Below are 13,346 nucleotides of genomic sequence, written 5' to 3'. Positions count from 1 at the left end.
CATGCTTCTATTCCATCCCATGGACTTTCTGATTATTATCGCGTTCGGTTTGTCGCTTTGGGCTCAATTTCGGGTAAAAGGGACTTTCAACCGCTGGTCCGAAGTACCGATAATGAGCGGCATTACCGGCTATGATGCCGCTAGAAGAATGCTTGATGCCAACGGTCTTCATGATGTTCCCGTTGAGCCGGTTCCCGGAAGACTTTCCGACCACTACGACCCCGTTCAGCGGGTGGTAAGGTTATCGGAGCCGGTCTACTACGAGAACTCCATCTCCGCCGTTTCTGTGGCTTGTCACGAAGTCGGCCATGCCATTCAGCATCAGCAGCATTACCCGATGCTGGTGGTCCGCCACCGCATCTTCCCGGTCGTCAGATTCGCTTCCGGCGTTGCGCCTTTCATGCTGATTGCCGGCTTCCTGTTCCAGGCGACCGGACTGATCGGGCTCGGCATTCTTTTCTTTACTTGTGCCGTTGCCTTCCAGCTCGTAACCTTGCCCGTGGAATATAACGCCAGCAACCGGGCACGTGAGCTGATGATATCCGAAGGCTTCATTTCCAATGAGGAAGAGCGGGGCGTTGCTAAAGTGTTGAATGCCGCTGCCCTTACTTATGTAGCAGCTGCGCTCATTTCACTCCTGGAGTTGCTGAAGTATATCATGATCTTCACGCAAAGCCGCGATTAATCAAAACGAGCGTCGGCATGCGAAGAGGCGGGACCCTGGGTCCCGCCTCTTTTTATTGCACTGTGACCCCGTTATGACCTAACTTTTGGCTATCAGGCCAAAGTACAAAGGATAAATAACAGCAAGAAGCCGGACAACAGCTTGTCCGGCTTCTTCACCTATCCGCCTTCTATTGTTTTTCTGTACGGAATCGCGATAACGTTTCTTTGAGTCCTGTTGATACCGTTTGGAGCTTATCCGATAGGCCGACAAGTCCTTCGCTGATATTCGTCTGCTCATTACTTAAAGATGCCACTTCCTCGGAAGTTGCCGAAGATTCTTCGGCAACCGCGCTGACGTTGCCCATCGCGTCGGACAAAACAAGCTGTGAACGTTCGAGCACGCTGATCGATTCCGTAACCGAGCTGAGACGATCGACAAACTGGCCCATCTGACTTTGAACGGTCAAGAATATCTGGTTTGCTTCCTTAACCGAACCAATTTGCTCCTGGAAAATCGGATAGGCATCGGAAAGCACATTAACCGTCTCATCAATTTCTTTTTGGATCGTGTCTGTAAACTGGCCGACTACATCAATGGATTGACGGGATTGGTCGGCGAGCTTGCGAATTTCGTCCGCCACCACCATAAACCCTTTCCCTGCCGTACCGGCGCGCGCAGCTTCAATTGTTGCATTCAAAGACAATATATTGGTTTGTTTCGAAATATTGTTCAGAACATCCAGGATTTTACGAATCGAGGACGTACTGTCCTTCAGACGGTCAACCTTCTCAACCATGGAACGTGTCATTTCTTCCGTCAATCCCGTTTTTTCAATCAGACTGTTCATGTAGACTGTACCCTGACGGCTCGCATTCTCGACTTCGGAAGCGGAGACGCCCATCTGCTGGTTGGCATCCATAACTTCCTTCATCTGAATACTGATTTCGCTGGTCAAATCGCTGCCTTTCTCCGCTTCCATGGCAAGGCTTGTTGCACCATTAGCAATTTCTTCGGTAGCGACCGCGATTTCTTTGGCGGATATAGCCGTTTTTTTCGATGCATCCGTCAACTCGCCCGCTGTGCTGAGCACATCGTGAGCAGATTGCGTTGTTTGATTAACGAGGGCAGTAATCTGAGCCATCATCTGGTTAAAGCTTTGGGAAAGCTGGCCGATTTCGTCACGGGTCTTCACATTCGACCTGACATACAGATTTCCGCTTTCGCCTTCATTCATGAGATTGCGAAGTCTTCCGAGCGGCATAGCGACCATACGGATAACAAGCAATCCGATCCCGGCTGCCAGAACCGCAGCTATAGCGGCAATGATCCAGGTCCAATCACGAATCTTAGCGGCATCTTTCACCAGCTCCTTCACCGGAACCGTACCGAGAATCTTCCAATTCAATGTAGCGAACTGATGATACATGGCCAGAACTTCTTCCCCGTTCTTGTCATTCACCTGCAGCGAGCCGGTGGCAGCCGATTTGCTATCGTCAGGCAGAACGACCAGAGAATCTTTCTCCAGCTCCGCTTCGTCCGCACTGTAAACAATTTTGTTGTCTTTGGTCACAATCGTAATCTCGCTGTTGTCGCCTAATTTCAAATCCTCCAGCTGTGTCCCAAGCTCTTTGAGGAACACTTCGACAACAATAATGTATTTGCCCTCGTTGGAGATCGTATTCTTCAAGACACGACTGAGTGCAAACGAGGGTTCGGACAAGTTTCCGGAGTAACCCTGCACTTTGGTAGGCAGCCATACAAGCCGGCCGTCCCCCTCGACAACCTGCTTCATCCATTCCGATTGCTGGGCTTCCCCGGCATTAACGGAGCTGCCGCCAACCGTTATGCTTGATATGGCACCCGCATTAATGGGAACAATTGATACCCCTACAATCGTGCTATTGCCGATTACATAAGTTTGAACCGTGTCGGTCAATTTTTTCATCGCTTCGAATTTGGCATATTCTTCTTTCGAGGAATTCAGAACTTGCAGATTTTCCTGAACGTTTTTGTCGAGCATAAGCTGCATTGTCAAGTCTTCATAATTGCGGAACATAAGATCCAGCTTGCCTTTGGATTGCGCGATCGCCACGGAGCTTGATTCCGACACTTTCTTTTTGATAATCGACTTGGATGTGGAATAGGAGAACAATCCGACAAATAAGACACACACCAGAATTGCGCTGAAAATAATAAGAAATAATTTAATCCCCACGGATTTCAGCGGGCTTCCCAATCTGATTTTTTTTAAATTGCTTAACGATGAACTATAACTCTCTTTTGTTGCATCCTTCTTCTTTGCTTCTGAGCCATCAAGCTCTTTCTTTTTTTCTTTGTTCGTCCATTTCATCGACCAGACACCACCTGATATATTGTTTGTTTGTTATTGAAGTTTACGTCTGCCGTCAACCTTCTCGTTCTCAAAGGCTTGCTTCTATGTAAAAAATTTGTACAGCCAAAAATAGTCAGGCCCATGAATCCTCCTTATGTCCCACCCTTTCATTTCTGTTTAATGAACACTTTATCCTATATATCGGTAATCAAGGTCATCAATGTTAGTTGATTTCGGCAAAAACTCACAAAAAAAACCTTTCCGTTATAAAACTCTCCGGAAAGGCAAGACTTCTGGCATAGAAATAGACTTAACTAAAGGCGTACCCGCTTGCGCATCATATCCATTGGCTGAACCGCATAGTCCGTTTTGAACACAATAGTCTGCAGCGGATGTCTGGCCGCTTCAAGCAAGATTCCCTTTTCATCGGTGATGGGACCGACGATTTGCTTGAAGAAGGTTCCTTTCGGCCCGAAAAATTCCACTTCTTGACCGGGCTTAAAGTGATTTCGCTGCTGGACAACGGCTAAACCTGTCGAGGCATCATAAGATAATACAACGCCGGCAAAATCGTAAGGCGCCGGTTTTTCTTCAGGCTCATAAATATGATCTTCCGGCCCGGGCGTATCATAGAAAAAACCGCTGTTGAGCGGACGGTTTGCCGCTTTATTGATATCGTCCAGCCATTCCTGCTTCAGTTCATAATGCTCCGGGTCGGCCATATAAGAATCGATAGCCTGCCTGTAAGCATTGACGACTGTCGCTACGTAATGGACGCTTTTCATTCGTCCTTCAATCTTGAAGCTATCGATGCCGGCCTCAATTAGATCAGGGATATCCGCCAGCATACACAAATCTTTGGATCCCATCGTAAATTTATCTTCTTCGGTTCCAAACATGGGCTTGTCTTCCTCAAAGATATCGTATTTCCACCGGCAGGATTGGGAGCAGCCGCCACGGTTTGAATCCCTGTCCGTGAAATGATTGGAGAGAACGCATCGACCGGAGAAGGATGAACACATAGCGCCGTGAATAAAGGCTTCAATCTCAATATCGACATTCGCCTTGATCTGTGCGATCTCCTCCAGGCTCACCTCACGCGCCAATACCACGCGGGGCAAACCTTCATCCTTCCAGAACTTGACGGCCTGCCAGTTGAGAGTCGATTGCTGGGTGCTCAAATGCACCTCAAGCTTGGGCGCAACACGCTGCGCAGTTTCGATAATGACAGGGTCAGCCGCGATAATGGCGGCAATGCCGGCTTCCTGGAGATGGCGTAGATAATCTTCCAAACCCGCAATGTCCTCGTTATGGGCATATATATTCGTTGCCACGAAGACCTTCGCTCCATAGCGGGCGGCAAACTCCACGCCTTCCTTCATCTCTTCAAAGGTGAAATTGCCGGCCCCCGAGCGCAGGCCGTATTTTTGTCCGCCGATATAAACGGCATCCGCCCCATAATGGACGGCAAATTTAAGTTTCTCCAAGTTCCCTGCCGGCGCCAGCAGCTCCGGTTTGGCGAGCCGATGACGTTTGCCGGTATAGCGTGGCGATGCAGCGGTCGTCACGGTTGTCACCTCCTGATTATTCTAGATTGGACCGATTTCAATATACCTGTTCCTTATAAAAAAAACCGTAAGAAAGCTCACGCGCCGGATCCTGCACGGCTTTGATCGCATCAAGCCACTCTTCCCGGAAAACATAATCCGCAGGACTTTCGCAGTAGGCATCGATAGCCGCGCGGTAACTACGTATCACGATTTCATTGTATGCCGCCGATTTCAGCAGTCCTTCAATCTTCAGGCTGTCAATGCCGGTTTCCATAAGCTCGTGCAGGTTCTCGATCATGCAGATGTCATCCGAACTCATAATATGCGTACCGTTTGAATCCTCATAGATAGGGAAGCGTTCATCAGGGCGCTCGACCTCAATTAAATATAAGCCTTCCTCATAAGTGCCCTGGGCTATTCCCTGCGGCATGGAGGAATCCGCTGCTTCTGCAGGCCCCGCCTGTCCCTGATGCTGCAAATAATTGTGCACCAGCGGTCTTTTGGAATGATAAATATTCGTCAATCCATGCACCTGAACCTGCACTTCGAGTTTAGTCCCTGCTTTGAATTCCAGCACCTGATCCATATTGAGCTCCCGTGCTAGCACGACTCGAACAGCCCCGCGGCGTCCCCAATAATTGGCTGTCTCATAATTGGTTGAGGTCATCTCCGCATTCCAGTGAAGCTTCAATTCGGGTGCCGCTGCCCGCACAGCCATCAGAACGGCAGGGTCTCCGAATACAATAGCATCCACGCCAGCATTTGAAAGAGCCCGAATATAATCAGGAAGTGTGTCCACAGCGGCGTTATCCATAACATTGTTAACGGCAGCATAGATGGAGACGCCTTTGGGATGGGCGATCTCCACCGCTTTGGAAATCGCCTCCACATCAAATTCACCCGGCAAACGCAGGGCGTAACGCGCCTCACCCAATACAAAAGCATCTGCTCCGGCTTCTATCAAACATTTAAGCTCATCCAGCGAGGAGGTGGTTGTCAGCAGCTCTGGTTTAGTTGCCATTGTTCGCCCCTCCTTGCTTTGCCGACTCTTTGCTTTTGGCAATATTCCGGTTATGCTCCTTGAGCGTACGGCCAAACAGATGCTCATGACTTCCGTCTTTTTTGGTTACATAATACAGATAATCGGTGTCTTCCGGAAACAGTGCGGCTTCAATGGATTTAAGGCTCGGCGAGGCAATGGGGCCTGGCGGCATCCCTTTCACCCGGTACGTGTTATAAGGACTATCCACCTTGGTATCCTCTTCGAGCAGCCGTTCTTTAGGCGCTGGCAGCGCATACTGAACGGAAGCGTCAATTTGCAGCGGCATTCCCTTGTCAAGCCGGTTATAGATAATTCCGGCTACAATCGGCCTTTCTTCATCGACCACAACTTCGCGCTCTACCAGCGATGCGATCGTCATCAGGGCATGAAAATCGATTCCACGTTCAAGCATGGGCTCTTCCCAATTTTCCGGCAGTGAATCAAGCTTGTGGTCAAGCTCCATCAGCATTCTGATAATGATCGCTTCTGGTTGGCTGTCTTTCTCGAGCTCGTAGGTTTCCGGAAATAAATAGCCCTCCAGGCGGTGCTTCAAGGAAGGTTTGTCTTTGGGGATGCCTCTGGCAGCCTCGGCGTCTCCCCAGCTCCGGTCCGTATCCGCCAGCTTCAAAAATGCCTCCTTGTCCACATATCCCGCTTTGCTTAAAGTATCTGCGATTTGTTCAATCGTAAACCCTTCCGGTATCGTGAAACGAATGGTTTCTTTCTTCAAAGTCTCTCCTGCATTCAAAACAGTAATAATGGTGTCCTTATCCATTCCCGGATTCAGAGCATATACCCCCGCCTGGAAACGCGGACCCTCATCCTTGAGTCGCAAATAATACTTAAAAAGAAAAGAATCCCGAATAATTCCTTCGGCTTCCAGCGTTTCAGCGAACTTAAAAGGGGACATCCCTTTCTTCAGTTCAACTTGCCTTGCTTCGCCTTGAGAGGCAGGCCGCAGGCCATTCCAAACATAGAATAAAGCACTTGCCGCAAGAAGAATGAAAAAGCCCAAGATGGAAACAATCACCCAAAAGGTGATTCGCCCGCGGCTTGGCCCGGCTGAACGATTTCTGTTTTTAACCGGCTTTTCGTTTACCGGCTGCTGGTCTGATCGATCCAAGGATATTTCCTCCATTGTTATAAAATCGCGGAAAAGGACGGCCATGCGCCGCCCCCATCCTTGAAGCATCAGAAGAAGAACAGGTTTCCCTGTTTCCCCGACCTTTTCTATGTGAAGATACAAGCCCTCGTGCCAGGACGAGATTTTGGCTGCATCTTCATGATTGGCTTATTCACCAGTGTCCGATCGAGGCCAGACGCACCTGGCAGCCCGCTCTGTTTAAGGCTGCTGGTCCCCGTCAAACCACAAATCGTCAAAAGCTTCCGCCACCGCTTCCCACTCATCCTCGTCCTCGATGGACTCCAAAGTCGGCTCTGAGCCGCTTGTAAGTACACGGAAGAAAGCCACTTCATCAGATTTGCGCATAGCCTCAGATTGCAGTCCGGCATAATCAGAGGCGCCTAGCCGAAACTCAGCGACAACACGCAGCAGCTCTGTTTGTCCATCTTCGCCAATCAGCTCGACTTCCTGTCCGAAAGCCGTTCTCAGAACAGAAATTCTCTCGACAGTTGACACCTTATGCCCACCCTTCATCCGAAACTGATGTAATTAGCCTTCGCTTTCCTCGATCTCGGCAAGAAGGGTGTTAAAGGTTTCTTCAACCATGTTCCACTCTTCTTCATTCTCGATCGTGTACAGCTTCAGGTCATCGCCTTCTTCCTCGTAACGGAAGGCATAAACCTCTTCGGCATCTTCTGAATCGTTATCAGTATCCGCGCTTAAAGGCACAACCATCATATATTTCTGATCAGATCCATCTACCTCAAATTTCATGACAACCTCGAATTCTTCCTCGTTGCCTTCTTCATCTGGAATGTAGATGATTTCCGGCTCTTCGTACTGCATGTCGTCCTTTGTCATCGTTACCCTCACCTTTTCGTTTTAGAATCGAGATAATTTTGCAAAATGAGCGCTGCCGCCATTTTGTCCACCACTAACTTTCGCTTCTTCCGGCTAACATCCGCTTCAAGCAAAGTACGCTCTGCCGCAACGGTTGTCAGACGTTCGTCCCATAGGTGAACGGGTACATTTAGCTTTTGCTGCAATGTTTGTGCGAATGCGATGCAAATTTCGCCACGCGGACCGATGGTGCCATTCATGTTTTTCGGTAAACCGACCACAATTTCGCTTACTTCATGCTCACGGACCAGTTGTTCAATGGCATCCATTTCGCTGTTGTCACGACGCTTCTCGACAATACCGAGTCCCTGGGCAGTCCAGCCGAATGCGTCACTGACGGCAACACCGATTCTGCGGTCGCCGTAATCCAAACCCATTAGACGCATACGACAGATAACCTCTTTCACTCGAAGATTACGTACGGTGCTGACTTAAATACGAGCGTACGAGTTCTTCAATAAGCTCGTCTCTTTCTTTACGGCGAATTAGACTTCTGGCGTTGTTATGCCGCGGAATGTACGCGGGATCTCCGGACAACAGATAACCGACAATTTGGTTGATCGGATTATAATCCTTCTCCAGCAGCGCATCGTATACCGATAGCAGTATCTCCTCAGAAGAAGTCTCGGGTCCCTCCGCCTTCACGTCGAATTTCATTGTCTTGTCCATGGAACTCATCGCCAGCACCTCACTTTCCAAGTCGCTTAAAAACGGTAATATAGCTCATCATATCACATTTGACTGGGATAGAACCAGTTCTTGTGCAATTTGCAGTGCTTCGTCTATTTTTGAAGGATCTTTCCCGCCCGCCTGAGCCATATCCGGGCGTCCGCCGCCCCCGCCGCCGCATGCAGCAGCAGCCGCTTTAATGATTTTTCCGGCGTTATAGCCTTGCTTGACAAGCTCGGGAGATACGGCAGCTACCAAATTGACTTTGTCATCCGCCACAGCACCGAGAATGATCACCGCTTCGCCAAGCTTTGCTCTAAGTTCATCCACAATACCTCGCAGTGCATCCATGGATGGTGCGCTGACCTGACTGGCCAGAACGGTCACGCCATTGACGGTCTTCGCCTGTGATTCCAGCGAACCTGCTTCTATGCGTCCCAGTTTGCCTTGCAGCGATTCGTTTTCCCGGGCGAGTTCTTTGATCTGCCCGTTCAGCGCTTCGATGCGTCTTGGAACTTCGCTTAGATTGGATTTTAGCAATCCTGCTGACTGCTTCAGCAGGTCCAGCTGGCTCTCCATATAAAGATAAGCATGGCGGCCGGTTACAGCTTCGATCCGCCGTACACCGGAACCAATTCCGCTTTCTCCGACCAGTTTGAAGAGTCCGATTTGCGCTGTATTGGCAACATGACAGCCGCCGCAGAGTTCGAGACTGTAATCCCCCACTTGCACAACACGGACAACATCTCCGTATTTTTCGCCGAAAAGCGCCATGGCTCCCATCGCTTTGGCTTCCGCCAAAGATTTGTAACCGATTTGAAGCGGTGTCCCGGTCCAGATTTGCTCATTGACCCGGCGTTCAATGTCACTAAGCTCTTCGGCGCTGATCGTGCCGAAGTGGGAGAAGTCGAAGCGTAGGCGATCAGGCTCAACTAACGATCCGGCCTGGTTGACATGCTCGCCCAGCACATCCTTGAGCGCCCGGTGCAGCAAATGGGTCGCTGTGTGATTCTTCACCGTCGCCTCACGCGCTTGCCGGCTGACGGCGGCTTGTACGCGATCACCGACACGAAGGGATCCGCTTGTGACAATCGCATGATGGACCGGTTGTCCGTGGGGCGCTTTGGTCACATCCTCAACCTGCAGCGTAAAGTCGCTTCCTGAAATCGTACCCCGATCGCCAATTTGTCCTCCGCTTTCCGCATAGAACGGCGTTTTGTCCAGAAGCACCATAACACGGCTGCCTTCAGAAGCTTCGTTCACGGACTCCTGATCTTTTATAATAGCGATGACCGAGGCGCCTTCGGCCGTAAGTTCATCATATCCGATAAATTCCGATTTATCCGTCATAGTTGCAAGCGGACCACCCTGCACGTTCATGCTGCCCGTATCCTGCCGCGCTGACCGGGCACGGTCACGCTGGGCTTCCATGGAGGTATCAAAACCATCGCGGTCCACTCGGAGGCCGTGCTCTGCCGCATAATCCTCCGTCAAATCAAAAGGAAAACCGTACGTATCGTATAGCTTGAACGCATCGGGACCGCTGATTTCCTCCCCGCCCGTCGTCTTGGCAGACTGAACCAGCTCATCCAACAGCGCAAGTCCGTCCGACAGCGTTTCATGGAAGCGCTCCTCCTCGGTGCGGATAACCTTCTCGATAAACTCGCGCTTCTCTACGATCTCCGGATAATAAACGCCCATAATATCGCCCACTACCTGAACCAATTCATGCAGGAAGGGACGGTCAACACCCAGCGATTTGCCATAGCGGACCGCACGTCGGAGCAAGCGGCGGATAATATAACCGCGCCCTTCATTCGAAGGAAGAACGCCGTCGCCGACTGCAAAAGCCACCGTGCGGATGTGATCGGCAATGACCTTCAAGGCGATGTCATGTTCCGTGTTCACGCCATAGGTAACGTGAGCGCCCGCAATTTGACAGGTCCGATCAATGATGGGACGGAACAGATCGGTATCGAAGTTGGAATCCACATCCTGGAGGATGGAAGCAAAACGCTCGAGTCCCGCTCCGGTATCGATATTTTTATTCGGAAGCGGTGTGTAGCTTCCGTCTTTATTGTGATTAAACTGGGAGAATACCAGGTTCCAGACTTCAAGGAAACGTTCATTCTCTCCCCCCGGCCAGCATTCGGGATCGCTCAAATCCCCGTATTTGTCGCCGCGGTCGTAGAATATCTCCGTACAGGGACCGCACGGCCCTTCCCCGATATCCCAGAAATTCTCCTCAAGCTTGTAAATGCGCTCCGCCGGTAGTCCGATCTTCTCATTCCAATAGCGGAAAGCCTCTTCATCCTCAGGGTACACGGTAACCGACAGGCGGTCGGGCTCGAAGCCGATCCACTCCGGAGAGGTCAGAAATTCCCAAGCCCAGGCGATAACCTCTTCCTTGAAATAATCCCCGATCGAGAAGTTTCCCAGCATTTCAAAAAACGTATGATGCCGCCGTGTTTTGCCGACGTTCTCAATGTCGTTCGTGCGGATGCATTTCTGGGAATTGGCAATTCTCGGGTTGTCGGGAATCACGCGTCCGTCGAAATAGGACTTGAGCGGCGCCATCCCGGCATTGATCCATAATAACGAAGGATCGTTATGCGGAACGAGCGATGCGCTTGGTTCGATTTTGTGGCCTTTGCTTTCAAAGAAAGCAAGCCACTTGGAACGAATTTCACTGGCTTTCATAAGGTTCAACCTCCATCGATTAGTGAAAATAAAAAAAACGCCCCTAAAATCAGGGACGAATCATTCGCGGTACCACCCTGGTTATTGCCCATGGATGCCAGCTGTGCAAAATACCGCTGATCTCCTATAAAGGCAATCTCCTCAAACAGACGCTAACGGGTCCAACCGGTGAAGTTCGTTCACACTCCGAAACCAGCATTCAGCTGATCTTCGCCAAAGAATTCTCTCAGCCAGCGCAGACGATCTCTGCGAAGGAATTCTTTCTCTGATTGACGGGCTGCAGCCTACTAAAGTTTCATCCACGTTTTGGGCAAGGATGCAATTAACTATTTGCATTTAGTATAGCGACAGAGCGGGCCTGCTGTCAAATTGTCTTTCGTCTGACATAATAAGCGAACATATGCTGCAAAACCACTTTCAATGCAGCGAATATCGGTACTGCTAAAATCATACCCACCATACCTGCCAGCTCGCCGCCGACCAGAAGGGCAAAAATAATCGATAACGGGTGTATATGCAAGGTTCTGCCGACAACCTGAGGCGAAACGACATTGCTCTCGAGTATCTGACAGGCGGTATTGACGATAACCACCATGAGCACCATTTTCATGGAGATTGTCGAAGCCATGATCAAAGCAGGAGCCGCGCCAAAGAAAGGACCCAGGTATGGAATAATATTTGTAACCGCGACCACGCTTGCCAGCAGCAGTGGATAGGGCATGCCGATCATCCAATAACCGAGATACGCCAGCACGCCTACAATGAGACATACGAGAAACTGCCCGCGGATATAGCTGCCCAGCGCATTGTCGATATCCTTAATCAATCTGACGGCATGATTGCGGTGCGTTTTGGGCACATAGGTCAGTACCGTCCGCTCAAACACATTAAAATCCTTCATAATATAAAAGGCCAGAAACGGAATGATGAAAGCAATGAAGATCACATTAATCATCGCGCCGATGTTATTGACAAAATCAAAGATGGCGTCAGAAGCCTTTTTTTCCAGCTTGTAAATAGAATTGTTGATCCCGCTGCGGATGCTCTCGGGCAGAAAGGATGTGTTGTTCAAATCATTGACCAGATTTTGGGCACGGATCGTCAAGTCAGGCATATGCTCGTTCAGCTCCTGCAGCTGTTCCAGGAACATCGGGATCGTGTTGATCAGAACGACGGTAAGCGATGCACAGAATACCGCATAGATCAGCAGTACCGCCATCGTCCGGGGCATTTTCCGCTCATTGAGCAGATTGACAACGGGATTAAGCACATACGACACAATCATCGCAATCAGAAAAGGAGTCAACACCGCTTTGAGAAAACCGTATATATGCACAATAATGGGTTTTAACAGCAACAATAAATAAAGGGAAATCAGTCCCAGAATCAGATATACGAGCCAAACAAATAAACGGTTCTTCGTAAAACGCTCCATCCGGCGTCCCCCTGCACCCATTTTATGAAAACCTGTCCGAAAGTTTTTCTTCCATACAGTATATGTACAAGGCGGACAAATCATCCTTTGGGATTATGAGAGCTTCTTGATCACTGTGAGCTTTACAAAACAAAAAAAGACGGCCGGAGGCTCGTCTATTTTTATATTCCCATTTTTAGTTTGCGTGAATTTGCGGCATTTCCTCTTCAAAAAACAAATCGTCGAGGGAGCTTAACGTTCCATCCTCTTCCACTTGAAAGACGGACATTTTGTCGCCGTTGACTGTCAATTCAATGAAGCAGCCCCAGCAGTAATACTGGTGGGATCCGATTTTCCCGATATCTTTCGAGTTGCAATTTGGGCATCTCATATTTCATTTCTCCCTATATCCGAATCAGAAGCGGCGACCGGCTCCATAAACGCTTCAATGCCGGCCGGAACGATTATCGCATTTTCCCCGAGCAGGACCAAATCGGAATCTTGCGGAATGGGCAGCCACTTGCGGCCTTCCATTAAATCCGCTATGAAACCATCTGTCAACTCAAAGCCTACTATTTGTGTACCCAGTAAATCCTCAAAATAAACATCCGATACCCGGCCAAGCTGCTCGCCGCGATCCGTAACAATTGGCAAATCCTTCAGATGCACGAGACCGGAATGGAAAGTTCGCAGGACCTCAATGACTTCCATCTTGCGGACCGAGGCCTCACTCATAATAAGAACAGCGTCTCCGCCGCATATTAGAACATCCATCCACCGGACGGTTTTCATTGCGGTCAAGAACCGCCTGCCTGCTTCGAGTACAATTCCATCAAGCTGCCAATGTTCGTTAAACCAGACGTCTTTCACATAACCAACACGTTTTCCTCTGCTGATTTCAATAACAGGAAGTCCAATCATATGCTGTAGTCGGATCAAAGGGTTTGGA

At 49.6% G+C, this 13,346-nt stretch carries 13 protein-coding genes; 1 reads left to right on the top strand and 12 read right to left on the bottom strand.

Annotated elements, in window-relative coordinates:
• The first annotated feature begins 1 nt into the window (after window position 1).
• Complete coding sequence (locus IEY46_RS05390) at window positions 2–685, top strand: zinc metallopeptidase (protein WP_188989865.1); 684 nt, start codon at window positions 2–4, stop codon at window positions 683–685.
• Between the two features lie 169 nt (window positions 686–854).
• Here the strand turns inward: IEY46_RS05390 and IEY46_RS05385 are convergent, their stop codons facing one another.
• From IEY46_RS05385 to IEY46_RS05330, 12 genes are all read right to left on the bottom strand, one after another.
• On the bottom strand, window positions 855–3,017 hold the full coding sequence (locus IEY46_RS05385) for a methyl-accepting chemotaxis protein (RefSeq protein ID WP_188989863.1): 2,163 nt from the start codon (window positions 3,015–3,017) through the stop codon (window positions 855–857).
• A gap of 296 nt (window positions 3,018–3,313) precedes the next feature.
• Window positions 3,314–4,567, bottom strand: a complete 1,254-nt coding sequence (locus tag IEY46_RS05380) for a peptidase U32 family protein (RefSeq protein ID WP_188989861.1) — start codon at window positions 4,565–4,567, stop codon at window positions 3,314–3,316.
• 37 nt (window positions 4,568–4,604) lie between these two features.
• Complete coding sequence (locus tag IEY46_RS05375) at window positions 4,605–5,570, bottom strand: peptidase U32 family protein (RefSeq protein WP_188989859.1); 966 nt, start codon at window positions 5,568–5,570, stop codon at window positions 4,605–4,607.
• Window positions 5,560–6,714 carry an endolytic transglycosylase MltG gene (gene mltG, locus IEY46_RS05370; RefSeq protein WP_229750079.1) on the bottom strand — a complete coding sequence of 385 codons (1,155 nt, stop codon included), beginning with the start codon at window positions 6,712–6,714 and terminating at the stop codon, window positions 5,560–5,562. The genes IEY46_RS05375 and mltG overlap by 11 nt, the downstream gene beginning before the upstream one ends.
• 219 nt (window positions 6,715–6,933) lie before the next feature.
• Complete coding sequence (locus IEY46_RS05365; protein WP_229750078.1) at window positions 6,934–7,230, bottom strand: DUF1292 domain-containing protein; 297 nt, start codon at window positions 7,228–7,230, stop codon at window positions 6,934–6,936.
• A gap of 33 nt (window positions 7,231–7,263) precedes the next feature.
• The gene (locus tag IEY46_RS05360; protein ID WP_188989852.1) at window positions 7,264–7,575 is read right to left on the bottom strand and encodes a DUF1292 domain-containing protein; all 312 of its coding nucleotides are present in this window, start codon (window positions 7,573–7,575) and stop codon (window positions 7,264–7,266) included.
• An 8-nt stretch (window positions 7,576–7,583) separates the two neighbouring features.
• Window positions 7,584–8,000, bottom strand: a complete 417-nt coding sequence (gene ruvX, locus IEY46_RS05355) for a Holliday junction resolvase RuvX (protein WP_188989850.1) — start codon at window positions 7,998–8,000, stop codon at window positions 7,584–7,586.
• A gap of 28 nt (window positions 8,001–8,028) precedes the next feature.
• Window positions 8,029–8,292: an IreB family regulatory phosphoprotein gene (locus tag IEY46_RS05350; RefSeq protein WP_188991690.1), complete on the bottom strand. Its 264-nt coding sequence runs from the start codon at window positions 8,290–8,292 to the stop codon at window positions 8,029–8,031.
• A 48-nt stretch (window positions 8,293–8,340) separates the two neighbouring features.
• Window positions 8,341–10,983, bottom strand: a complete 2,643-nt coding sequence (gene alaS / locus IEY46_RS05345; protein WP_188989847.1) for an alanine--tRNA ligase — start codon at window positions 10,981–10,983, stop codon at window positions 8,341–8,343.
• A gap of 364 nt (window positions 10,984–11,347) precedes the next feature.
• Window positions 11,348–12,418, bottom strand: a complete 1,071-nt coding sequence (locus IEY46_RS05340; protein WP_188989845.1) for an AI-2E family transporter — start codon at window positions 12,416–12,418, stop codon at window positions 11,348–11,350.
• A gap of 175 nt (window positions 12,419–12,593) precedes the next feature.
• Window positions 12,594–12,788, bottom strand: a complete 195-nt coding sequence (locus IEY46_RS05335) for a YrzR-like zinc ribbon domain (RefSeq protein ID WP_188989843.1) — start codon at window positions 12,786–12,788, stop codon at window positions 12,594–12,596.
• Window positions 12,785–13,336 carry a PRC-barrel domain-containing protein gene (locus IEY46_RS05330; RefSeq protein WP_188989841.1) on the bottom strand — a complete coding sequence of 184 codons (552 nt, stop codon included), beginning with the start codon at window positions 13,334–13,336 and terminating at the stop codon, window positions 12,785–12,787. The genes IEY46_RS05335 and IEY46_RS05330 overlap by 4 nt, the downstream gene beginning before the upstream one ends.
• Between the last annotated feature and the right edge of the window lie 10 nt (window positions 13,337–13,346).

The organism is Paenibacillus nasutitermitis (genome assembly GCF_014641075.1).
In the GTDB taxonomy this organism is placed as follows: Bacteria; Bacillota; Bacilli; order Paenibacillales; family Paenibacillaceae; genus Paenibacillus_Z; species Paenibacillus_Z nasutitermitis.
This window is presented reverse-complemented; position numbering and strand designations above follow the sequence as displayed.